The 23,978-nt window shown below is 31.2% G+C and carries 27 protein-coding genes; 20 read left to right on the plus strand and 7 right to left on the minus strand.

Annotated elements, in window-relative coordinates:
* Nucleotides 1-78: 78 nt before the first annotated feature.
* Nucleotides 79-756 carry a DUF421 domain-containing protein gene (locus ACZ5N4_RS07900; protein WP_464208746.1) on the minus strand — a complete coding sequence of 226 codons (678 nt, stop codon included), beginning with the start codon at nucleotides 754-756 and terminating at the stop codon, nucleotides 79-81.
* Between the two features lie 352 nt (nucleotides 757-1,108).
* Here ACZ5N4_RS07900 and ACZ5N4_RS07905 point away from each other — a divergent pair, with 352 nt between their 5' ends.
* From ACZ5N4_RS07905 to ACZ5N4_RS07945, 9 genes are all read left to right on the plus strand, one after another.
* Nucleotides 1,109-1,528: a PTS sugar transporter subunit IIA gene (locus tag ACZ5N4_RS07905; RefSeq protein WP_464208748.1), complete on the plus strand. Its 420-nt coding sequence runs from the start codon at nucleotides 1,109-1,111 to the stop codon at nucleotides 1,526-1,528.
* Between the two features lie 12 nt (nucleotides 1,529-1,540).
* Nucleotides 1,541-2,035, plus strand: coding sequence for a PTS sugar transporter subunit IIB (locus ACZ5N4_RS07910; protein ID WP_464208750.1), 495 nt, complete (start codon nucleotides 1,541-1,543; stop codon nucleotides 2,033-2,035).
* Nucleotides 2,036-2,047: 12 nt separating this feature from the next.
* Nucleotides 2,048-2,869, plus strand: a complete 822-nt coding sequence (locus tag ACZ5N4_RS07915) for a PTS mannose/fructose/sorbose/N-acetylgalactosamine transporter subunit IIC (protein ID WP_464208752.1) — start codon at nucleotides 2,048-2,050, stop codon at nucleotides 2,867-2,869.
* A gap of 1 nt (nucleotide 2,870) precedes the next feature.
* Nucleotides 2,871-3,689, plus strand: coding sequence for a PTS system mannose/fructose/sorbose family transporter subunit IID (locus ACZ5N4_RS07920; protein WP_464208754.1), 819 nt, complete (start codon nucleotides 2,871-2,873; stop codon nucleotides 3,687-3,689).
* Nucleotides 3,690-3,799: 110 nt separating this feature from the next.
* Nucleotides 3,800-4,054, plus strand: a complete 255-nt coding sequence (locus tag ACZ5N4_RS07925; protein WP_464208755.1) for a hypothetical protein — start codon at nucleotides 3,800-3,802, stop codon at nucleotides 4,052-4,054.
* A gap of 23 nt (nucleotides 4,055-4,077) precedes the next feature.
* Nucleotides 4,078-4,851 carry a glucose-6-phosphate isomerase family protein gene (locus tag ACZ5N4_RS07930; RefSeq protein WP_464208757.1) on the plus strand — a complete coding sequence of 258 codons (774 nt, stop codon included), beginning with the start codon at nucleotides 4,078-4,080 and terminating at the stop codon, nucleotides 4,849-4,851.
* 14 nt (nucleotides 4,852-4,865) lie between these two features.
* Nucleotides 4,866-5,426 carry a glucose-6-phosphate isomerase family protein gene (locus ACZ5N4_RS07935; RefSeq protein ID WP_464208759.1) on the plus strand — a complete coding sequence of 187 codons (561 nt, stop codon included), beginning with the start codon at nucleotides 4,866-4,868 and terminating at the stop codon, nucleotides 5,424-5,426.
* A 25-nt stretch (nucleotides 5,427-5,451) separates the two neighbouring features.
* The gene (locus ACZ5N4_RS07940; RefSeq protein WP_464208761.1) at nucleotides 5,452-7,209 is read left to right on the plus strand and encodes a class I mannose-6-phosphate isomerase; all 1,758 of its coding nucleotides are present in this window, start codon (nucleotides 5,452-5,454) and stop codon (nucleotides 7,207-7,209) included.
* Between the two features lie 123 nt (nucleotides 7,210-7,332).
* A complete protein-coding gene (locus ACZ5N4_RS07945) occupies nucleotides 7,333-8,061 on the plus strand; it encodes a GntR family transcriptional regulator (protein WP_464208762.1) in 729 nt (242 codons plus the stop codon).
* 107 nt (nucleotides 8,062-8,168) lie between these two features.
* Here the strand turns inward: ACZ5N4_RS07945 and pyk are convergent, their stop codons facing one another.
* The 5 genes from pyk to ACZ5N4_RS07970 form a co-directional block, all read right to left on the minus strand.
* A complete protein-coding gene (gene pyk, locus ACZ5N4_RS07950; protein ID WP_464208764.1) occupies nucleotides 8,169-9,590 on the minus strand; it encodes a pyruvate kinase in 1,422 nt (473 codons plus the stop codon).
* Nucleotides 9,591-9,742: 152 nt separating this feature from the next.
* Entirely contained in the window at nucleotides 9,743-10,753 is a 1,011-nt protein-coding gene (locus tag ACZ5N4_RS07955; protein ID WP_464208766.1) for an ABC transporter ATP-binding protein, read from the minus strand.
* A gap of 12 nt (nucleotides 10,754-10,765) precedes the next feature.
* Nucleotides 10,766-11,578: an ABC transporter permease gene (locus ACZ5N4_RS07960; RefSeq protein ID WP_464208767.1), complete on the minus strand. Its 813-nt coding sequence runs from the start codon at nucleotides 11,576-11,578 to the stop codon at nucleotides 10,766-10,768.
* Entirely contained in the window at nucleotides 11,571-12,449 is an 879-nt protein-coding gene (locus tag ACZ5N4_RS07965; protein ID WP_464208769.1) for an ABC transporter permease, read from the minus strand. The genes ACZ5N4_RS07960 and ACZ5N4_RS07965 overlap by 8 nt, the downstream gene beginning before the upstream one ends.
* Entirely contained in the window at nucleotides 12,446-13,687 is a 1,242-nt protein-coding gene (locus ACZ5N4_RS07970; RefSeq protein WP_464208771.1) for an ABC transporter substrate-binding protein, read from the minus strand. Before ACZ5N4_RS07970 ends, ACZ5N4_RS07965 begins: the two co-directional genes overlap by 4 nt.
* Before the next feature lie 298 nt (nucleotides 13,688-13,985).
* Here ACZ5N4_RS07970 and ACZ5N4_RS07975 point away from each other — a divergent pair, with 298 nt between their 5' ends.
* From ACZ5N4_RS07975 to ACZ5N4_RS08020, 10 genes are all read left to right on the plus strand, one after another.
* Nucleotides 13,986-14,879 carry a nucleoside hydrolase gene (locus ACZ5N4_RS07975; RefSeq protein WP_464208773.1) on the plus strand — a complete coding sequence of 298 codons (894 nt, stop codon included), beginning with the start codon at nucleotides 13,986-13,988 and terminating at the stop codon, nucleotides 14,877-14,879.
* A gap of 7 nt (nucleotides 14,880-14,886) precedes the next feature.
* The gene (locus ACZ5N4_RS07980) at nucleotides 14,887-15,255 is read left to right on the plus strand and encodes a PadR family transcriptional regulator (protein WP_464210868.1); all 369 of its coding nucleotides are present in this window, start codon (nucleotides 14,887-14,889) and stop codon (nucleotides 15,253-15,255) included.
* A 93-nt stretch (nucleotides 15,256-15,348) separates the two neighbouring features.
* The gene (locus ACZ5N4_RS07985; RefSeq protein ID WP_464208775.1) at nucleotides 15,349-16,677 is read left to right on the plus strand and encodes a protease complex subunit PrcB family protein; all 1,329 of its coding nucleotides are present in this window, start codon (nucleotides 15,349-15,351) and stop codon (nucleotides 16,675-16,677) included.
* A 5-nt stretch (nucleotides 16,678-16,682) separates the two neighbouring features.
* Nucleotides 16,683-17,450 carry an SIMPL domain-containing protein gene (locus ACZ5N4_RS07990; protein ID WP_464208777.1) on the plus strand — a complete coding sequence of 256 codons (768 nt, stop codon included), beginning with the start codon at nucleotides 16,683-16,685 and terminating at the stop codon, nucleotides 17,448-17,450.
* A gap of 230 nt (nucleotides 17,451-17,680) precedes the next feature.
* Nucleotides 17,681-18,367: a response regulator gene (locus tag ACZ5N4_RS07995; protein ID WP_464208779.1), complete on the plus strand. Its 687-nt coding sequence runs from the start codon at nucleotides 17,681-17,683 to the stop codon at nucleotides 18,365-18,367.
* Nucleotides 18,368-18,369: 2 nt separating this feature from the next.
* On the plus strand, nucleotides 18,370-19,344 hold the full coding sequence (locus ACZ5N4_RS08000; protein ID WP_464208781.1) for a sensor histidine kinase: 975 nt from the start codon (nucleotides 18,370-18,372) through the stop codon (nucleotides 19,342-19,344).
* 127 nt (nucleotides 19,345-19,471) lie between these two features.
* Complete coding sequence (locus ACZ5N4_RS08005) at nucleotides 19,472-19,609, plus strand: hypothetical protein (RefSeq protein ID WP_464208783.1); 138 nt, start codon at nucleotides 19,472-19,474, stop codon at nucleotides 19,607-19,609.
* A 51-nt stretch (nucleotides 19,610-19,660) separates the two neighbouring features.
* Nucleotides 19,661-20,419, plus strand: a complete 759-nt coding sequence (locus ACZ5N4_RS08010; RefSeq protein WP_464208785.1) for an ABC transporter ATP-binding protein — start codon at nucleotides 19,661-19,663, stop codon at nucleotides 20,417-20,419.
* A complete protein-coding gene (locus ACZ5N4_RS08015) occupies nucleotides 20,406-22,322 on the plus strand; it encodes an ABC transporter permease (RefSeq protein ID WP_464208787.1) in 1,917 nt (638 codons plus the stop codon). Before ACZ5N4_RS08010 ends, ACZ5N4_RS08015 begins: the two co-directional genes overlap by 14 nt.
* A gap of 13 nt (nucleotides 22,323-22,335) precedes the next feature.
* Nucleotides 22,336-23,061, plus strand: coding sequence for a TraX family protein (locus tag ACZ5N4_RS08020; RefSeq protein ID WP_464208788.1), 726 nt, complete (start codon nucleotides 22,336-22,338; stop codon nucleotides 23,059-23,061).
* A gap of 48 nt (nucleotides 23,062-23,109) precedes the next feature.
* Here ACZ5N4_RS08020 and ACZ5N4_RS08025 read toward each other — a convergent pair whose 3' ends face one another.
* On the minus strand, nucleotides 23,110-23,259 hold the full coding sequence (locus ACZ5N4_RS08025) for a hypothetical protein (RefSeq protein ID WP_464208790.1): 150 nt from the start codon (nucleotides 23,257-23,259) through the stop codon (nucleotides 23,110-23,112).
* Between the two features lie 195 nt (nucleotides 23,260-23,454).
* On the opposite strand from ACZ5N4_RS08025, the gene ACZ5N4_RS08030 reads away from it, so the two are divergent.
* Nucleotides 23,455-23,907, plus strand: coding sequence for a GNAT family N-acetyltransferase (locus tag ACZ5N4_RS08030; protein WP_464208792.1), 453 nt, complete (start codon nucleotides 23,455-23,457; stop codon nucleotides 23,905-23,907).
* Nucleotides 23,908-23,978: the final 71 nt, after the last annotated feature.

The raw sequence follows: 23,978 nt of genomic DNA on the forward strand, positions 1-23,978 counted from the left end.
AGGATTCTAATTTATTTTGTTCCCTCAGATTGAGTTTGAGGGAACTTTTTATTATAGTGTTGGCGTCTTTAATAAGATTTATTTCTTAATTATATAAAGGCTTCCATCTTCCTGTAGTTGTGCGTAAAAAATATCTGACACTGTACCTACGTTTGATTGAGTTAACTGTTGACCAAGCCATGCATTATCCAAATTCTGTTCTCTCAAGTTTCTCTCTATGATTATACCATCTACAATAATTTCTGTAGGTAAATATCTCCGTGGACTGGTGTGAATCCTTAAGTCACTTTTTGTAATTACTTCTCTTTCAACTTTTTTAAGTACGCTTAATTGACCATTGGGCTCTAAAATTGCGTAATCTACATCCTTGATAGAAAAAATACTATTATTTCTTAAAAGCATACCAAGATCATCCATATTTATTCCATGGGAATCTAGTATGTCATGTAGAATAACTCCATTTTTTATTACTATAGAAGGTTCACCATTAATTATTCTTCTAGCCTTCATGGATTTTAAACTCACGTATCCAAGCAAAAATGTAAGAGCTACCCAAAGAGTTATACCTATAAAAGCATTAAGGGGCTTTACATCTTTATGTACAATCATATCGCCAGCAATATTTCCTAATGAAACACCAGTAATATAATTAAAAAAAGTTAGTTCACCTAACTGCTTTTTTCCTAAAAAACGAATATAAATTAACAGCATTGAAAATCCAAATAATGCTCTTAGTAAGGTTTCAAGAATTGTCATGTAGATACCTCCAAGTATTAATAATTATTTATAGTATGTGTAAATAATATGAATTTTAAATTGATAATTTCCTATTTAATATGATTCAATTCGCCAAGAACATAGCCTTATTATGAAGTAGTTATAGCTAAAATAATTAATATGAAATAAAGGAGTATAAAATTTTAAGAAAACGTTGACAATATATTTAACGTTATACTATAATAACATTATAATGTTATAACATTATAATGTTATAAATTTAATCGGACTAATAATTAGGACAAACTTCTTTTCACTAATTAATTGATTTTTTAGATAAGGAGGTGGAATTGCCATATTTTTAGCAGAGCTACGAAAGGGGAAAGTATGAATGAGAAAGATATTTTTAGTAAGTCACGGAACTCTAGCAAAAGGTGTATTTGAAGCTGCAAATATGATTTATGGAGATTTGAAAGATGTATGTTATTTGGGTTTAGAAGAAAATATGGGTATTGAATTGTTTAAAGAGAAGTTAAATGAACTTATTAATAATAGTAAGGATTGCAATGAAATAATTGTATTGGCTGATCTAAAAGGTGGTTCACCATATACATCAGCAGTAACATTACTTTCGCAAAAAGAACTTTTAAACAAATCAAAAGTAATTTCAGGATTAAATTTACCTATGCTTCTTACAACATTATTCATGGAAAATGAATTAAGTGAAGATGACGTAGAAGAATTAATTAAAGCTGCGAGAGATGGAATAGGTAAATTTGAAATAGAAGATGAAGAAGATAGTGATTTATAAGGAGGAAACATTATGGCTATAACTTTCGTAAGAATAGATGACAGAATAATACATGGACAGGTTGTTACAAGATGGTCCATGGAGTATCCATGTGATGGTATATTAGCAGTAAATGACAAAGCAGCAAAGGATAATATATTAAAGTCAGCTTTAAAAGCTGCTTCTACTAAAAAAACTTTGATCTACACATATGAAGAGTTCTTAACTAAAATGGAACAAGCTATTAAAAGTGAAAAGAAATACTTTCTAATAACAAAAGAGCCGATAACTATGGCTAAGCTTTTAGTAGAAAATGACTTAAAAGTAGAAATAAAAAACATAAATGTAGGCCCTCAGAGTGCTCGTCCGGAAACTAAAAATGTAAATAACAATGCAGATATAACAGAGGAAGAAATAGAAGCATATGAAAGAATGTTCCAAAAAGGATATGATATAGATTTTAGACTTGTTCCAGATGGGAAAAGTGTATTATGGAGTAATGTAAGAGAAAAAATGATAAAAAAATAGAGGGGGATTAGTATGCATATTAATATGTTTCAAGCATTTCTTATTGGTATTTTTGCCTATTTAGGCTCACTTTCCGTTCCTTGGGTATTAGGACTTACAGGAGGATGGTATACATTAACTCGTCCTCTAGTATCTGGGTTTATAATAGGATTAATATTGGGAGATGTTCAAACTGGTATATTAGTAGGAATAGCTGTTCAAGTTGTATTTATAGCACTTGTCACACCAGGAGGACAGATGCCGCAAGATTTAAATGCTGCAGCTTATATAGGTGTAACCCTTGGTGTCATGGCAGTAAAGGGAGGTGCTACTGTACAATCATCAGTAGCTATAGCGACAGCAGTAGGTGCAATAGGAACAATATTCCACAATTTTATGATGTTGTCAAACTCTTTCTGGAATCATAGAGCTTTAAAGGCCCTACAAAATGGAGATTATAATGGTTTAAGATTCAATCATTATATAGGTCCGCAAGTAACTCAATTCTTATATCGTTTCATACCAACTTTTTTAGTAGTCTATTTTGGTTCTGGCATAGCAACAAATATAATAAATTATTTTCCAGTAACTTCATTTACAATGCGTACATTAACAGCGTTAGGCGGAATGCTTCCAGCAGTTGGTGTTGCAATTCTTTTAAGACAAGTAACTAAGAAGGATATAGAGTTAATATATTTCCTTATAGGTTTTACATTTATAGCAGCCATGAAACTTAACATGATTGCTTTAGCAATAGTTGGAACTTTCTTTGCATATTTAAATTTCAAGTATAGCGCTGTAAAAACAGTAGCAGTATCTGATAACAACATTTCAGATGTAGAGGAGGAGTTATAGGATGGCTGAGAATGTAAAAAAATTAAGTAAAAAAACTCTTAGAAAATCTTGGTGGTCATGGCAAGTTGGGAATTTATCCTCAATGTCATTTGAATGGTTAGAAACTTTTGGTTTTGCTGTATCTATGATTCCGGTAATTAAAGAATTATATGGTGGAAATAAAGAAGAGGAGATAAAAGCGTTAGAAAGACATGCTACTTTTTATAACACTGAACCGCAGTTAGGATCAATAATTAATGGTATTATGTGCGGATTAGAAGAAGAAAGAGCCAATGGTACTGAAATAGATGATGAAGTTATAAATGGTATAAAAATAGGTCTAATGGGACCATTAGCAGGAATAGGAGATGCTATGATTCCTGGAATGTATATACCTTTATTACTTTCAATAGCAATGGGATTATCACAAGATGGGAGTCCGTTGGGGGCAATATTTTATATAGTAACATATCTTGGCACAATGACGGCATTAAGCTATTTTGTATTTTTAAAAGGATATCAATTAGGAACAAAATCAGTAGATTTAATTATTGGAGAAGCAGCACAACGTGCCCGTGAGTCATTTAATTTATTGGGTTCTATAGTTGTTGGTGGTGTAGCAGCTTCTTATGTAAACCTATCAACTGCATGGAAAATTCCATCTGGTAGTAAAGAACTTATCATCAATGACGTTTTAAATGGTATATTTCCTAAAATATTGCCATTGTTATTAGTTGTATTTTGTTGGGCATTAATGGCTAAGAAAAAAATGTCACCATTAAAGGTTATGGGAGTACTTATTTTATTAGCTATTGTTGGAGTTTTAGTTAGATTTTTTTAATAATTATACTGAGATTGAGAGCAAGATCTCAATCTCAGTATAATTGCAAGCATTTTAATACTTTAAGATTTATACTCTTTCAAGTTGGAAGAATGAAATAAGGAGGAGCTATGAAAGATAATAATGAAATAATAAGAAAGTATGATTTATATAAACGAGCAAAGAAAATGATAATATTATTTGGAATAATTACAACAATAATGTTATTTGGATACATGGTAATGGCTAAGGCAGGTGTAAAGGTAGGTTCCATATTAATGCTTGTTTTGAGTATTATTTCATTTGCACTATTCATAGTGCTGTGGATAGCATTACGACCAATGAAAAAACACATATTGAATCTTATTGAGGAGTATAAAAAATAAATTAATTTTTGGGGGTTAGCAAAATGTTTTATCCAGGATTTGACATAAAGCCTAAGTATAATCCATTAGGGTTTATTTATGAAGCGGGAGTTTTTGGACCAGAGGTAGAAAATCGAAAATTAAATGATATAAGGAAAAGCTTATTAGACCCAAATTGTGAGGGCCCAGAAGTAGTTTATTCCATAGCTATGGATGTTGGAAAAGAAGAAGATAAAAAAGATATTTTAGATAGAAATCTACTATATGGAGCAGTTACGTATGCTGCTGGTAGATTAGGTAAAGAACCAGTAAGATCTCAGGGACATATACATGCTATATCAAAATCATGTAATAGTTCAACTCCTGAGGTTTACGAAATATGGTGTGGTGACGCTATTATTTATATGCAGGAGACAGCAGAAGATAACCCAGGAAGATGTTTTGCAGTTCATGCAAAAAGTGGAGAAATAGTTATAGTTCCTCCAGGTTGGGCACACTGCACTATAAGTGCAAATCCTAATGAAGCATTAAGTTTTGGTGCATGGTGTGTAAGAGACTTTGGATTTGAATATACAGGAGTAAGGAAGCATAAAGGGTTAGCTTGGTATCCTGTATTAGAAGATGGAGAAATGAAATGGTTAAGAAACGAGCTATATAAAGAAAGTGAATTAATAATAAAAAATCCAAGAGAATATAAAGAATTTTATATAGATAAAGAAGCAGCTATATACACTCAATTTCAACAAAATCCAGATAAATTTTTATTTGTATCAAATCCTGAATTAGCTAAAGAAAATTGGAATAACTTTATTCCATAAAGGAGGAATTGAAATTGAAAGTTTTTGAACCAAAACTATGGCATAAAGTTACAGAAGGTATTATGAGCGGAGAAGGGGTAGAATATTATAAAAAATATTTAAAAGATGTAGAAAGTCTTTATAAGAACAAAGAGCTATTAAAGTTAAAAGACCCTGAAACCGTTGTTTACGAGGTGTATTCTTTCGGCGAAGGAGAAGCTGAAAAACAAGGAAACTTATATTGGGGCATGACAGTTATGAATCCTATATATGTTGATGGAGAATGTAACATGACTAGAGGCCATTTTCATCAAGATAGAAATTGTGCTGAATACTACTTTGGTATTGAGGGTGAAGGCTTACTATTATTTATGGATGATGCAGGTGAAATGTGGGCTGAAAAAATAGTAAAGGGATCATTACATTATATAAATGGACAATATGCACATCGACTTGTAAATGTAGGTAACACTGTATTAAAAGTAGGTGCATGTTGGTCGACTACAGCAGGACATAATTATGCTGCCATTGAACATAGAGAATTTCCATATAGAGTTTACAAAGTTCATGGAGAAGTAAAGTTTGTAGAAAGATAAAATGCAGCAACAAGGAGTGGTGATATTGGTAAATAAAAATAGAATTGCAAATTATGATAAGGAGCCTGAAGTAGTTGTAGAAGGATATGAAAACAGCGCATGGAAAGGTTATGACCATATAACAAATGAAATAAAAAGTAAGATAAACAAGGATAAGTTTATAATTACAGTAGATTGTTATCCAGGAGTTAAGGATAGTGAGGTATTGACTGCCTTAATAGGCGGATTGAAGCCTCAATGTGTTATAAAAAGCGAAGACGTATTTTATGATGGAGACAAGCTAACGAGCTTAATTAAAAGAAATTTAACTGATGACAGAGTCTTTGGAGTTATGTACTATGGAGAAATAAATGACTTTATAGACAAGGAAAGAATTGAAGAAATAAAGAAAAAAGTTGAAGAAGTAAAGAGTGGAATAGTTCTAATCTATGGTGTAGCAGCTAGCTTAATAAATCCAGGAGATACACTTATTTATGCAGATTTGGCAAGATGGGAAATACAGCAAAGGTACAGAAGAAAAGAATTAGGAAATTTTAAAACAGATAACTATGACGAAGATACCTTAAGAAAATATAAGAGAGCATTTTTTATAGAGTGGAGAGTAACAGATAGACACAAAAAAAATCTATATGATAAAATAGACTATTTATTAGATACAAACATATATGATGATCCTAAAATGATTACTGGCGATGCTTTTAGAGAGGGCCTTGTTGAAGCTACAAAGAGACCTTTTAGAGTTGTACCATATTTTGACCCAGGGGTATGGGGTGGACAATGGATGAAAGAAGTTTGTGATTTAGATAGAGATAAAGAAAATTTTGCATGGAGCTTTGATGGTGTCCCAGAAGAGAATAGCTTATATTTAAGATATGGAGATGTTAGAGTTGAAGTTCCCTCAATAAATGTAGTATTATACAGACCTAAGGAATTATTAGGAGAAAAGGTTTATGCTAGATTCGGAGCTGAGTTTCCAATAAGATTTGATTTTTTAGACACTATGGAAGGACAAAATTTAAGTTTACAGGTACATCCGCTGACTGAATATATACAAGAAAATTTCGGAATGCATTACACTCAGGATGAAAGCTATTATATATTAGATGCGAAAGAAGATGCTTGTGTCTATTTAGGTTTAAAAGATGGTGTAGACAAGGAGGCTATGATAAATGATTTAGAGAGAGCTCAGAGGGGAGAAATAACTTTTAACACAGAAAAGTATATAAATAAGTTTCATGCTAAAAAACATGATCATTTTCTAATACCAGCAGGAACAATCCACTGCTCAGGTAGAGATAGTATGGTACTTGAGATAAGTGCAACACCGTATATCTTTACTTTCAAACTTTGGGATTGGGGTAGAGTAGGACTCGATGGATTGCCAAGACCTATCCATATAGAACATGGAAAGAATGTTATACAATGGGATAGGACAACGGAATGGATAAAAAATAATACTGTAAATAGAATAGAGTTAATTAGCGATAACGGAAAAGTAAAAGAAGAAAAAACTGGCTTACATGAGTTAGAATTTATAGAAACAAGAAGACATTGGTCTGATGATCTTGTTCAACACAATGCTAATGGTGTAGTAAATGTATTAAACTTAGTTGAAGGAGAAGAAGCAGTGGTAGAAAGTCCAAAGGGTGAATTTAAACCATTTGTTGTACATTATGCAGAAACATTTATAATACCGGCAGAAGTTGGCGAGTATACTATAAGCCCATATGGAAGAAGTAAGGGGAAAACCATAGGAACGATAAAGGCTTATGTAAGATTTTAAAAATTTGAGGATTTTAAAATTAGATAATTGATTTTAATTAATAAGATGGTAAAATATACTTGAGGTATTTATATTATATTTATAAATCTTTACCTTTAGTAGAAAAGAGGTGACGTATATTAGATGGTGTTAGATTACAGTAAAGGAGCTTCCCCTTTATATTATCAAATAAAAGAGCTGTTAAAAGATAAAATTGAAAATGAAGAATATTTACCAGGAGATGTATTGCCGCCTGAAATAGAGCTTCAAGAGAGATTTAATGTTAGTAGGATAACTGTAAGGCAAGCTATTAATGAGCTTGTAAATGAAGGGTATCTTTCAAGAACTAGAGGTAAGGGTACAGTTGTAATATCTAATAAAATAGAAGAAAAATTAAACAAAATAATGAGTTTTAAAGAAGAAATGAGGGTAAGAGGGCTTGATCAATATACAAAGTTTGCTAAAATTAGCGTAGTGAAATTAAGCAAAACAATAGCAGATTTTTTAGGGGTAAATAAAGGTGATGAAGCCTATAAGCTTGAAAGATTAAAATACGTAAACGATAGTCCAATGGTATTCTTTGTAACATATTTAAAGAAAAGTTTAAACCTTCCACTTAAGGATGAAGAATATATGGGGTCCCTATATGAGTTTTTAGAAAAAAACTACAATATTCAACTTACTAAGGCGAGGGAATATTATGAAGCTGTATTAGCAGATAAGCAAATATGTGAGTACCTAGATATTGAGATGCATGATCCAGTACTAAAGAGAACAAAAATATCTTACGATGATGCTGGAAATGTGGTAGAATGTTCAATTTGTTATTATAGAGCTGATAAATATAAATATTCAGTAGAAATAGGATTTTAATTTATTTTGTTCCCTCAGACTGAGTTTGAGGGAACTTTTTGTTTCAAGAATTCTATATTTAATGCTGTTATTCTATAATTTTATTATCTTTCCTGTAAATAAGTTTGCTATTGAACAATTTCAACTTTAAGCATATTTGTAGTGCCAGAATATTGAACAGGTACACCAGCAGCTACGATTATTAAATCGCCTTTTTTAATATAGTTGGCTTCCAGAGCTGTTTTTGTGGATTCTTCTATTAATTCGTCTGTAGAATCAACATTTCTTGATAATATAGATATTACGCCCCAACTTAGAGCTAATCTTCTTGCTACTTTTTCATTTGGAGTGACGGCGATTATTTGGCACTCTGGTCTGTGCTTTGATACTGCTTTAGCAGTACTTCCACTCTGAGTAGCAGTTATTATTGCTTTAGCATCAAGCTCTGCTGCAGTTAAACAGGTAGATAAACTTATTGCATCAGCCACATTAGTTAAAGTTGATTTCTTCTTTTGATCTAAGCAAGAAGCATAATTTATTTTATTTTCAGCTGTCTGGGCTATTCTTGCCATAGTCTGAGCGGCCTCAACAGGATATTTACCATTTGCACTTTCTCCGCTAAGCATTATGGCGTCAGTTCCATCTAAAATAGCATTAGCTATATCGGAGGCTTCAGCTCTTGTTGGTCTAGGATTTCTTATCATAGAATCAAGCATCTGAGTAGCAGTTATAACTGCTTTACCTGCTTTATTACATTTTTCTATTATCATTTTCTGAATTATAGGAACTTGCTCTATAGGAATTTCTACCCCCATATCACCTCTAGCTACCATTATTCCATCAGAGAATTTAATAATTTCGTCAATGTTTTTTATGCCTTCATGACTTTCAATCTTTGAAAATATTTGAATGTATTCGTCACTGTTGGCTTCTAATATTTTTCTTACTGATAAAACATCAGTTGCCTTTCTTATATAGGAGGCAGCTACCATATCAACATTCATTTGACATCCAAATATCAAATCTTCCTTATCTTTATCTGTTACAGCAGGTACATTTATTGAAACATTAGGCACGTTTACTCCCTTGTGATTTCCTATGAAGCCTGTATTGTCAGCTATGCAGTGAATTTTATTTCCTTCTATGGATTCGATAGTTAATTCTAAAAGCCCATCGTCTACTAAAAGTTTATCACCAACAGTAACATCTTTATACAAGTCACTATAACTAATTGAACAGTGAGTCTCATCCCCAAGTACTTCATCACCACAGATTATAGTAAATTTTGATCCTTTTTGTAATTCTACTTTATCATCTTTAAAATTATGAGTTCTTATTTTTGGACCTTTTATATCCATCATAATAGCTACATGTTTATTATATTTTTGTCTTAGTTTTTTTATAAGATCCATTTTCTCTTTATGTTCTTCATGAGTACCATGGGAAAAATTAAGTCTTGCTGCGCTCATTCCTGCTTCAATTAATTTTGATAAAATTTCCTCGCTCTCACTGGCTGGGCCAATAGTAAAAACCATTTTAGTTTTTTGCATACTAATAATCCCCTTACACTTTTTAAATTTTAACTAGGATTATTATTGCACAGAGAGTTATATTTTAAACCTATAAGGCATCTAAAAGAGTGACAAAAGTTGATTTATGAAAAACAAAAATGTTATTTGAATTTGCCTAAAATAGTTCTTAATTATAATTTGTAAAAAATGCCTTTAGAAAAATCTATTTCAATAGATACTAGATCACCAATTTTAATGTTACTATCTGAAGGCATAGTAATAAAAAGATTTAGGTTATTGCCTTCAACTCTAACATTATATTTGTCTCCAAGGTAATTCAGTGCTGTTATCTTATATTCGCCAGGTTTGTTTATAACTTTTATACAGTTTGGCTTAAGCATTAATGTATACTCTCCATCAGCAACTGAAGCCTTAAAATCACCAATTGGGCTCCTAAAAGTTTCTTTTTCAACCATTCCTTTAATATAATTCATTTCGCCAAAGTAATTGGCAACTTCAGGACAGGAGGGATGTTCATAAACATTTCTAGGAGTATCATATTGAACTATCTTTCCGTCAAGCATTACAGCTACTCTGTCAGACATCAATAAGGCTTCAGATTGATCGTGAGTAACCATAATTGTAGTTATTTTAAGCTGCCTCTGAAGGGTCATTACAAGCTCTCTCATCTTTTGTCTTAGGCTTTCATCAAGGCTTGAAAAAGGTTCATCCAGTAGAAGTACTTCTGGTTTCGCTGCTGCAGCTCTTGCTAAAGCAACTCTCTGCTTTTGACCGCCGGACAGCTCAAATACCTTTCTCTTTTCAAAGCCTGCTAGCTCAACTTTCTCAAGCATATCTAAAGCTTTAATTTTTCTGGTATTCTTATCAATACCTTTCATCTTAAGACTAAACTCAACATTTTCCAGCACATTCATATTAGGAAATAGTCTTAGGTCCTGAAATACTATGACTATCCCACGTTTTTCAGGGGCAACCCCTTTTATTTGCGCTCCATCAACTAGAATGTCTCCATTCTCTGGTTCAATAAGACCTGCTATTGTTTTAAGTAAAGTACTTTTGCCACAGCCTGAGGGGCCAAGTAAGGAGACAAGTTCCCCTTTCTTTACATCAAAATGAATGTCTTTTAATATCTCTTTTCTATTTAAATTAACATATAAGTTTTTTAAATAAAGTTTGTGCATTTTTTAATCCTCTTAACTAAAAAAATAAGTATTTTCTATTTTATAGTATCTTTTTAAGGTTTTTTCAAATAAAATAAAAACCAATAGGGTTGAGATTATGAATAAAACACTATATGCAGAGGCGATTGTTCTGTCTTCACTCTGAATATAAGGAAACATAAGCATGGCATAAGTAACAACATTTCCTCCTCCGATAAGGAAGGTAATAAAATACTGGCTAAAAGATACTATAAAAGCCATGCTGCCTGAGGAGATTATTCCCGGCATAGCAACTGGCAAAGTTATATTAATAAAGGTTCTCAAAGGGGAAGCACCAAGAACTCTCGCCTGCATTTCAAGCTTATCCCCTGTAGCTTCTGTAACCTCAGTCATAATTCTTACAGTATAGGGCAAGCAAAGAATTGTATGTACCAATATTACCCCAAGTATAGAGTCATTTAAGCCTATTTTAATAAAAAATATATGTATACCCATAGCAAAAGTAGTAACGGGCACAATTACCGGCATTAAAACAGCGAACTTAATGAAGCTTCTGCCGAAAAAGTCATATAATACAATAGCTCTAGCTGCCGGAATGCTTATTACAATGGAAAGTAGTGCTACAGCTATAGAAATAAGGACACTAGAAAAAAGAATTTTTATAGCACCGGAATAACCATCGAATAATTCCCCTAGGGCCCTTAAAGAAAAGCTTTCTGGAATAAGGTTGGGCCAAGGCCATATCCCTGTAAAGCTCCACACTAAAAGAATAGCCAAGGGGAAAAGTACAATAAAAAAGCTTAAATATATAATTATTTTCATCGTTATAGTATAATGCTTACTCATTAGTATCCACACCTACCTTTTGAAGGTTTCTTTGAAGTATTTTATAGTAAATATATGTAAGCAGCATAGAGATTGTCGTCATTAAACTATTTAATACCATAGCATAAGGTCGATGTGCCAAATCTGGGTGTGTATATTCAAGGTATGTCAAAACCGGCAGCGATTTAGGCGATGTTGCCCCCAGTAAAAAAGGAATTTCAAAGGCACCAAAAGAGTAGGCAAATACAATTATAAAGGAAGTAACAATTGAAGGAAGGCACAAAGGGAGAGTAATACTAAAAAAGGCCTTAAGCCTTGTTGCCCCGAGATTTATTGCCGCCTCACCTAAAGATGAATCTATATTTGCCATAATTGTTACTACCACTAGTGTAACAAAAGGTATCTCCTTCCAGAGATATGCAAGAATTATACCAATGGAACCTTTGTCAAATACTAAAGAAACAAACTGCTGCTGATTATGTATAATACCAAGATGATAAGATAACCTAGATAATATCCCGCTTTGTGAAAATATATTTATTACTAGCAGTGCTGCAACGGTGTGTGGAAGAATAATAGGTACTTTTAGAATCTGAAAGAATCTTTTTTTTACGATTCCTGATGCAGAAGCTGCAGCACTTATAAGTACACCTAGTATCACCGCAATCAACGATGATACTAGGGAAATGTAGAGACTCAAAAATAAGGACGACATCATGTCAGTTCTAGTAAAGACTTCCTTATAGTAAAGCAGGGTGAATTTTGTAAGTCCAGCAGCAGGAAGTATTCCGAAGCTTTGTATTAGACCATTTATGAGTGCATATATAAAAAGTACCATGAGTAAACTCACAGGAAGTACCATTATATATGGCTTTAATTTTGAATAAATCATTTCTTAGGAGCACTTCCTAGTACTTCAGATTGCCATATTTCTTCTATTACAGGAATAGTATCTGCTGGCATTTCAGGAAGTCTCTTCTTTAAAAGCTGAGATTGTGGTATTACACCCTTTCCAAGAGGAACCTTATCAAAAAGGTCTTTTTCATTCTTTTCAAGTTTTTCATAATCAAGAACTGGTAAATCGCCCCAATCAGCAGGGTTATATTTTGATGCTTGCATTTCCGGGCTAAGTATTGCGTTGATAACTGCAAGGGCTCCATCTTTATTAGAAGCATTAGATGGAATTGCAACAAAATGGGTATTACCTATTGTTCCTTTATCAAAAACAAAAGACCTTGAAGTAGCTTTAAATCTTCCCGATTCTATCATTCCTCCAACTGAATTTGGATTGTAGGACATTGTCATAACTGATTCATTATCTGCAAACATGTTATCTAACTGTGCAATATTTGCAGGATAGGTTTTTCCCTCTTTCCAGAGATATGGTTTTAATTCTTTAAGATAATCCATTGCAGGTTTTATAGCTTCTCTTATTTTTTTCTTATCATTTCCTACACTCATGAGTTTGTCGTATCCAACTATATCGTATACCACGTTTCTTACAAAAGCACTACCAGTAAAATCAGGTGGTGCAGGGTATGTAACTTTTCCTTTATATTTCTTTGCAAACTCCATAAGTTCCTTTGTGTTTTTAGGCGTCTCTGGTGTTGCTGATGAATCGTTTATAAGAACAAATTGAGCTTTTCCATAAGGCGCCTCATAGCCATTTATTTCATATCCAAAGTCATACTTAACATCATTGGAGCTTGTATTTATGTACTTTTTATAGTTTGGTAAATAGTCAACAAAAGGTCCATACAAGAGATCATTTTTCTTAGCTGTATAAAAGTTTTCTCCGTTTATCCATACCAAATCAATTGATCCTTTTTTGCTTTCAGCCTGTTTTTCACCAAGCATTTTATTGAGTATTTGGTCGATATCCATAGGTACTCTTTTTAAAGTGATATCATAGTTGTCCTTTACATACTTGGCAAGCTTGGTGTCAATCCACTTGTTAGTTCTTTCATCTCCACCCCAGCCATAAAAGTTTACTGTAGTGCCTTTAGCATTCTTTAGTACAGCATCAAAATTGCTTTTATCAGTATTTGAGCTTTGGGGAGCATTTTTTGAACAACCTACAGTAAAAATAATAAAAATAAATAAGATTATACTAGATAAAATTCTTTTCAAGAAAAAATCACCTCTTTTATAGTTTCTTGTCTAATAATAAAACCTTTACAAAACAAGTAATTATGCTATTAGACAAAGTCTAGTACTTGTGCTATAATCCTATAATATTATGAATAATTTGTCAACAAATTCTCCCAATGTGGATTTATAAAGAATTTTGATTAAAGGATCTCAATCTATAAGGTAAACTTACGCAAAGGAATATATTGGATAAATCAAATTTTCAGTTAGAAACTCTATATGAAGGAGCCTGTATTCTGGGTTTTTATTTTTAATAAAATAATTGGAGGACAAAATAATGAAGAAAGTCATATTTGATTGCGACAACACAATGGGAGTTGAAGGCTGCGATGTTGATGATGGCCTTGCTTTAATATATCTTTTAGGAAAAGAAAACATAGATCTATGTGGAATAACTACTACCTATGGAAATAGTGATATTAATACTGTATATTGCAATACAACTTCGATGCTAAAAGAACTAGGAAGAACTGATATACCATTATTAAAAGGTTGTACAGATAGTCAGGATTTAAGAAGTGAAGCTGTAGATTTTATAGTAAAAACAGTAAACTTACACAAAGGAAACATATCTATTCTAGCTACAGGTTCCCTTACAAACCTTTATGCTGCATATCTTGTAGATAATTTTATATTTGAAAAAATATCTGAAATTGTGCTAATGGGAGGAATAACAGAGAAACTTATTATAAATGGAAGAAATCTAGATGAGCTTAATTTTTCCTGTGATCCTGCCGCTACAGAGTGTGTTTTGAAAAATGGAAAAAAACTATCTGTAATAACCGGCAATAACTGCCTTAGTGCTTATTTTTCAGAGTTAGATTTTAAAACAAGGCTTCTATCAAAGGATAATGCTATGGCACAATATATAGCACAAAAAAGTATGTATTGGTTTGGAAACATGATGGCTTTCTTTGATATTAATGGTTTTCACAATTGGGATGTTGTTGCCGCTGCTTTTTTAGCTAATCCCTCTATTTTTAAAAACAATTTGTTTAATATAAATTCGGACATTAAATCCCTTGAGAGAGGATTTTTAAACAAAAGTTGTTCAGTAGATGAGTCCTTATCCTGTATTAACCTCCCTATAATACAGGACATTAAAAAGTTTACTGATGATATTTATGAAACATGGCTAAGTGTAAGCTTAACTAAATCAGGAGGTAATTAATATCGTGATGGTTCATGAAAAATGTTCCTGCAAGGGGGATAATTTAGATAAATTTGTTCAAACAATAATACTTAAAGTACTTTATGAGGGTGATACTTATGGTTACGCTATCCTGAAGAAAATAGCGGAATCTTCGATGATGAATGGGGCAAAGCCCGATCCTACTGGTATATACAGACAGTTAAAGAATATGGAAGAAAAAGGACTGCTTGTGTCAAAGAAGCAGATATCTGACAATGGCAATTTGGCAAAATATTATAATATTACGGAAGATGGTAAGCAGTGCCTTTTGAGTTGGATATCTACACTTAAGAATTATAGAGATTCAATAGATCTTTTCATTCTAGAAATAGAAAAAATAATTGATAAAACCTAGTATAAAAAATTTTTTTGATTTTTTGAAGCGAAAAATAATGTTTAATCGTCTATATTTATGAAGACTTAAAAGTTAAATCTAGGAGGTTTAAACATGAATAGGAAAAATGTATTAATACTGGCGTTAATCTTTGCAAGTGTCTCAGCAGCGCCTGCAAATCTAGTAAAAGCCAAAGAAATCAAGCCTGAGGTTACATCCACAGTGATCTATGGAACTACAACTCCTGTTCAGGGAATTACTACAAACAAACTAAAACCATATGTATTAAATGAAAAAGAAGTTCAAACTATATTAGGAAACTTTTCAAAGGAAATTGAAAACTTAAAGCATCATGAGGGGTATTATGTTTTCGACAATGCAAAATATGGTATAAAAGATTCTGAGGTTTATGTAATGATTTCGCTAGGAGAGAGGAATACAATTGGATATGGAATTAAAATACTTTCAGCTGAGGATATAGAAGGGATTTCTAAAATTACTATTCAAGAGACAAAACCATCAACGGGTACGATGGTAGGAGAGGCAATAACTTATCCATATGTAATTGTAAAATTTGCACAGGGGACTCCACATGTGAAGGTCGTAACAGATAAGGGGACAGAGTTACCTTCATTAGTAAATTCATCAGAACTGGAAAGCAAAGACTGGAAAAATTTAAAACCTTGTTGGGATGTCCCAGAAGATAAGGAATGGCTTATTACTTTTAAAAAAGATATTTCTAAGACAGAGGTTAATGACAATACAATCTATGTTAGGGACAGTAATGGAGGCAAGATACCAGTAAAACTTGTTATTGGAGAAAATAACAAAACAGTAAAAGTGATACCAACAGAAAAATATGCATTAGGGCAAACCTACTATTTATTTATTTCTGACAAAGTTTATTCACAAAAAGATTTAGATAATAACAAAAAAGGATATCGTATGGCCTTCAGTATTAAAGGTAATGTAACAGTAGGAGATTCTGTAAATCAGGAAGCAAATTCTTGTGTGGTACCAAGCAGAATAGGAAACGCACCTATTTTTGATGTTAGTACAAATCAACAAGTAGGAGTTATTTCAAAGGGTTTTTCAATTAATTTAAATGATATTAGAGATGGCAAGGTATACTTTTCTCTTCCGGTAACTGAAGGTAAAGGCAATGATATTCAGAAACAGTACTATGTGCCAATAAAATATTTAGATAAAGCTTATAAGGAGCCTTTTGCTGTTCCTTTGATCATTTCTACTGATATGATCAAAATAAAAGAAAATGCATCTATTTATACTATTGACAATGGTACTAAGCAGTTAATAATGAAGACTTCAAAGAATATTGGGTCTATGCATTATATAATGAAAACTGAAAATGGGTATCAATTTGTACTAGCAAATAATGTTGTTTATGTTCAACCAGAGGATGTTGAACTTATAAAAGAATAGAAGGAGTGATAAATTTGAAAAGTATTAACTTACTAAAGGCAAAATGGTCATTTGTATTTATGTCTGTAGCTACGTTTCTTTTCTTGATGGCAGTAGTTCCAACTGCAAATTACAAGGTATTAGCCGCAGAAGATAAAATGGCAGCAAGAACAATAAATGTTAATGGAGATGGTGAAGTAAGTGTGGCACCAGATATTGCATATGTTACACTAGGAGTAACTACAGAAAAGAGCAGTGTAGGTGAAGCTCAGAAAAGCAATTCAGATACTATGAATAATGTTATTGCTGCTATTAAAAAGGCTGGAGTGGCAAGTGAGAATATTGAAACATCTAATTACTCTATTAGTCCTAAATATAATTATGAGGATAAGACAGGAAACAGTACAATTGTTGGATACACAGTTACAAGTACTTTAAGTGTTACAGTTAAAAATATAAGTTCAGTTGGTAGTATAATTGATACAGCTATATCAAATGGAGCAAATAACTCTAATGGAATAGCTTTTGGAGTTAGTGATTATGGAAAATATTATAATATGGCTCTAACGAATGCTATATCAAATGCAAAAGCTAAAGCACAAGTAATAGCAGGTTGTATAGATGTTAAATTATCAAATCCAGCGAAAATAACAGAGAACTCAAGTGGTGTTCCTGTTGAATATCCAGTTTTATATAATTCAATTGCAAAGAACAGTTCTGCAGGACAAGGCATGACTGTGGAAGCAGGCACTTATAAGATAAAAGCTAATGTTAGCTTGGTTTATGAGTATTAAAACTAATTTTTATATTGTATAAGATTTAGACAAGCTTATCTGGGGTGAGAAAAGAGAGGTTAACAAATATAGACAGGGTAGAGAAAAAATCTCTGCCCTGTTTTGCTGTCTATAGATAAGTAACTCTAAAGGTCTATTTAGGCTTCCTATATTCGAAACATTTAGATTTATGAAACTTAATCGAAATATAGTATAATTGATAGTAGTCTATGTTGAGAGGAGATAGCTTTATGTATAGAGTATTAATAGTTGAAGATGATAATTCCATTTCTGAGCTATTAAAAAATCATATAGAAAAGTACGATATTGATTGCCTAGTATGTACGGATTTTAATAATGTTACAGAGGAGTTTACAAGATTTAATCCTCATATTGTACTTATGGATATTAATTTGCCTAAATATGATGGCTTTTATTGGTGCAGAAAACTAAGACAGATATCAAAATGTCCAATTATATTTATTTCAGCAAGAGTTGGCGATACTGAGCAGATACTTGCTATTGAAAATGGTGCAGATGATTATATTACAAAGCCTTTTTCCTTTGAGGTTGTTGTTGCAAAAATAAATGCAAACTTAAGAAGAGTATATGGAGAATATGCAAAAAATGGACATGATCGAACTTTATCAAGAGGTAACATCACATTTTATTTTGAGAGTCTTATTCTTGAAAATGGTGATAAAAAAGTTATGCTTACAAAAAAAGAAGCTGCACTTGCAGCTGCTTTAATGGAAAACTCTCCAAAGGTTTTAAGTCGTGAAAGTCTACTTTCTAAGCTTTGGGATGATGAAAGCTTTGTAGAAGAAAATACACTAAATGTTAATGTTGCAAGACTTCGTAAAAAGCTTGTGGAAATTGATGCTAATGTAGGAATTGAAGCGGTACGAGGACTGGGATATCGCCTATTTGAGGTATAAAAATGAAACTATTTTTGAAAGATAACTTATGGGTCATTATTTTATATATAATCAGTTTTATAGCTTTAATGTTTTTTTATAATAAGCTAGGAGGTTTTGAACAAAGCATAGGTTACTTTATCTTTTTAAACTCATTTTTACTTATTTGTTTCTTAATATATAGATATATTTCAAACAATCAAATTTACAAAAAGCTTTCAGAAAAACCAAAGCAGTTTGAAGATATGTTAACTATAGATCCCCATTCCTCTTTAGAAAGTGCTTTTTCTAAAACTATGCAAGAGTATATGAGACTTTATAATAGTGAAATAAATGCTATGAAAAACTCCCAAAATGAATATAAGATAATGTTAAATCAATGGGTTCATCATATGAAGACTCCTATTTCAGTTATAAGCCTACTTGCGGAGAATAATAATTGTAACGAAGATTATCAAAAGATACTATTTCAAACTAAAAGAATTGATTATAATCTTTCTCAAATACTTACTTTTTTACGTATGGATGATTTTGCAAGTGATATGAAAATTGAAAGGACAAATCTTAAAGAAATTACTTTGGAGATTGTAAATGAGCTAAAAGAGTTTTTTATTACTCAATCTGTATTCCCAAGGGTATCAGTACCAACAGAGATAACCGTTAACACGGATAAAAAATGGATAAAATCTGTTATTTATCAGCTTATAAATAATGCTATAAAATATAGCACAAAGAACAAGACTGTTGATATAAAGGCTTTTATGAAGCAAGATAGAATTATTTTTGAAGTTTTCAATGAGGGAGTCGGTATTAAAAAAAGCGATATAAACAGAATTTTTGATTTGTTTTTTACTGGTGACAACGGACGGATTTATGGAGAATCTACTGGAGTAGGATTATATATTGTAAAAAAAGTAATTGATATGCTTGGTCATGAGATTGAGGTGCAATCTAAGCAAGGAGAGTATGCAAAATTTTATATATATTTTAAGCTCTAATATAGGGCTTTTTTTATTACAAAAATGTAATGAAATTGTAATTATAATGAATGGCTTAGATTAAGGCCTTAGAGTAATATTAAAGTAACAAAACAAACAAAGGAGGTCTTCGTAAAATGTTTATCTGTTGGGTCATTTTAATGGAAAACCATCAGATGTAACTGATTTTATAATGGTTTATGATGTTCAAAGTAAAAAAGTACTTAAATTTGGACTTAGAACTTTAAAGGATGATAATATGGTGTATGCAAATTTAAAGAAATAATAGTAAAGAATAAATTAGGTAATAAAGCATGAAAAAGGAGAATTGATGTATATGAGTATATTAGAAGTAAAAAAACTTGAGAAAATTTATAGTAGAAAAATAAAATACACCGCATTAAATAGTGTAAGTTTTGCTTTAGAAAAAGGTGAGTTTGTTGCTATAATGGGACCTTCAGGCAGCGGAAAGACAACTCTTTTGAATTGTGTATCTACAATTGACCTTCCTACAGGGGGAGAGATTATAATAAACAGCAAAAAACCTCATGAGTTAAATGATGATAAGCTTGCAAAGTTTAGAAGACAGGAACTAGGTTTTGTTTTTCAAGATTTTAATTTAGTAAACACTTTAACAGTAGAGGAAAATATTATTTTGCCTCTCACTCTTGACAGTATTTCCAAAAGGACTATGAAAGAGCGATTGAAAAGCGTGACTTCATTGCTAGGTATTGAAAATCTATTAAAAAAACGCACCTTTGAAATTTCAGGGGGGCAGGCTCAGAGAGTGGCAATTGCTAGAGCAATAATTCATGAACCATCTCTTTTGCTTGCTGATGAACCAACAGGTAACCTTGATTCAAAGGCTGTTAAAGATGTAATGGAGATTTTTGCTTCAATTAATAAAACTCTTGACACTACAATTTTAATGGTTACTCATGATGCTTATGTTGCAAGTTTTTGTAGTAGAGTAATTTTTATTAAAGATGGAAAACTATATAATGAAATTCACTGTGGAGATAATCAAAGTGAGTTTTATGAAAAAATTATTAATATGTTAAGCTTCTTAGGAGGTGGCAGAAATGACATTAAATAGGCTTGCATTAAACAATGTATTAAGAGATAAATGGACATACCTTGCTTATTTCTTAAGCAGTGTATTTTCCATATTTATATTCTTTTGTTTTTCAGTTTCAATGTTTCATCCTGATTTAAGTGTTATACAAAATGGTTCAACACTTTCACTGGCAATGATGTCAGGAAATGCTTTAATTTATATTTTTTCATTTATATTTATTTCTTATTCTGTTAGAGCTTTTATGAAATCTCGAGAAAAAACCTTAGGACTTTTTATAATAATGGGTGCGTCAAAGAGACAACTGAACAAAATGATATTTAGAGAAAATATGATTATTGGAATTACAGCAATAATTACAGCAATTGTATTTGGACTTGTGTTTTCACCTTTATTTTTAATGATTTCAAAAAAAGTAATGATGGTTGAAGGATTCGCAATGTATATTCCAATCAAAGCCATGGTTTTGACTTTTGGAATGTTTTTAATGTTATTCTTCATTATCTCATTTATTTCGCCTATTTTTGTTCGTAAAAATAAAGTTATAAATATGTTGAAATCAGATAAAAAAGATGAAAAAGAAATGACATTTTCACCTTCAATCATGATAATTGGAGTATTAATAGTTAGTTGTTGTGTGCTTATATTTTCTTTTTATAATAAGGTTGCTGTATTAAAGAATTTTGCAAACTCAACCCAGGGTATTATGTCAATATTTGCTGCTATGCTAATTGCGATATATTTTTTATATACGCAAATGTCAATTTTAATTATAACAATTATAAAGAAAAGAAAATTATATTTTCGCAGAACAAATATGATTATAATTTCTGATATTAAATCGAAGCTTCGTTCTAATATAAATACTATGTATCTTGTCACAATTTTATTTACAGGAGCTTTTTTTGCAATTGTCATGCTTTATGCTGCAAATGCAGATGTAGAGAGAAAGGTAAAAGCTAGTTATCCTTACGATTACACTTATGTTTCACTTAGAAATAATAATTATGAGAAGGAACATGTAAAACTACTTCAGGATACATTAAAAGAAAAGAGTGGGTATATACAATACACATATACAATAATGTATAAAGGTGAAACTTATGAAGATGCTGTTGTAATGTCTGAAAGTGAATATAATAATGCTTTAAAAGGCATTGGCGGTGCTCCAATTTCACTAAAAAATAATGAGGTTTATATAATAAGTGGTTCACCAAGTATTATACCTAATAATAACATAAGTAAAGAGGTGGAGACTATTTTAAAAAAGCAGGGAGTTACTCCAACTGTATTAGGTATAAGTAAGAGAAATATAATGCCAGAGGGCTTTTTTAGAAGAATTCATGTATTAAGTGATGAAATATCAAAGAATTTTAATAAAAAAGAAAATTACGATAATATAAAAGTTTATGCATTTAATATCAATAATTGGAAAGAAGAATCAAAAGTTTCAAAGAAATTAAGTTCAAAGATAATAGGTGGTAAGGAATATAAATTTGGTTTTTTTAATGCTGAAGAACTTTTTACAACTGAAAAAAATTCTAAAAATCTTATGTTTTATATAGGATTTTCTATGAGCGCAATTTTTACAATTGCAGCATCAAGTATGATTTATTTTAAGCTTTTCACAGAACTCGAAAAAGAATGTATAAAATTTAAAGGAATTGCAAAGCTTGGACTTTCAAAAAAGGAACTTTCAAAAATTATATCTACACAGATTTTTACGCTGATGTTTGTTCCATTTTTTGTAGCTCTAATTTTGCTTTTTACCATAGGAGGTTTTTTAGGTGGCGAAATAGTAAAATCATATTTTACAGTTGCAATAGTATGTTCAGTAATTTTTCTTATAATTCAAATTTTAGGATATATCATAGTAAATTCAAAATATAAAAAGGCTGTATTTAAAGAGGTTATTCAATCATAGAAAGGAAAGATATATGAAAAAATTAAACGCATTTCAAATTAAAGTTTTTGCACTGATATTAATGCTGATGGATCATTTGTATTTTCAATTTCCTAAAATATTCTCACTATGGTTTCACCCATTATCAAGAGTTGTAGCACCTATTTTTGGATTTCTTTTAGTGGAAGGATTATTTCATACTAGAAACAAATTGAAATATAACATTAGACTGATTGCCTGGGCAATATTTATGGAGGTAGGAAATAGAATAATAAATATTGCATTAGCTTCAAAAGATATTAAAGCTCATAATAATATATTTTTAACTTTAGCACTAGGTCTTACTATATTAAATATATTTGAATTAAGTAAGAAAAAGCAGGACGGTAAAAAAATTGTATTAATAGTATTGGGAATGATACTTATACCACTTGCAGCTTTTACAGAAGGTGGACTAGCTTTAATTCCTTTTATATTAATAACCTATTTATTTAGAGGAAATATGAAAAAATCTATACTAGCGTATATAATATTGTCTATAGCTCTGTTCATGACAAGTTATACAACATATCCAACTATAAACGATACTATAGATATGCTAATGTTTAATTCAGACTTTCTATTTATATTAGTAGTTCCCTTTATTGTTTTGTACAATGGTGAGAGAGGACTAAACAATAAGTTTTCTAAGTATTTATTCTATGTTTTTTATCCACTACATTTGTGGTTACTAGCTATTATAGACTTTATGATTAAATAATTCAGACAAAAATTAAGCCTGCATTCATTGAGGATGCAGGCTTTCAACTTATTCTTTATGTTTGTCTATGTATATATCAAGTGCTTTAATTCCTCTGTTTGCAAGCTTAACAAATAATATAAATCCATAAATGCTCATACCTAACATCATTAATAAAATAATTAAATTAAATAGAGCAAATGAGGTAGCCAGCATCATAATAGTATCCCCCTAACTACTTTTATATACTGATTATACAATTTCTACCGATGAAAATAAAGGAAAGTAGCATTATTTTATAGAATGTATATATTCAAAGATTCTTTTGGGAAGAGCAATGTTCTTTAAAACTTTATTATGAAAATATGGCATTAGACCATTCTGGTAAATAACATAAAACAAAGGAGCAGTAAAATGAATATTATATCAGTCAAAGAAAGCCCTAAACATAAGGACAAAGCAATTAAATATTTTCAAAACAAATGGGCAAGGGAAGATAGCTTAATGGTATATGAGGATTGCATTGCTAATTGTATAACAACAACTAATCCACTGCCTCAGTGGTATTTGTTAGAGAATAATGGAGATATTATTGGTTGTGCTGGACTTATTACTAATGATTTCATCAGCAGAATGGATTTGTATCCTTGGGTTTGTGCTTTGTATATTGAAAAAGAATATCGCGGAAATGCTTATGGCTCATTGTTGCTAGATAAGGCAAAGGAAGATGCAAAAAAGGGAGGCTTTTCTAATTTGTATCTTTGTACCGACCATGTTGGATATTATGAAAAATACGGTTTTACCTATGTTGGAACAGGATATCATCCTTGGGGTGAAAGTTCTCGAATTTATGTAACAAATTTATAGCATAATAAGAATAAATTGAATTTAACATAATTTAAAGTTTTATATATTGTAAACAATTGGAGGAAAACGAG

This window comes from Clostridium nitrophenolicum (assembly GCF_055391695.1).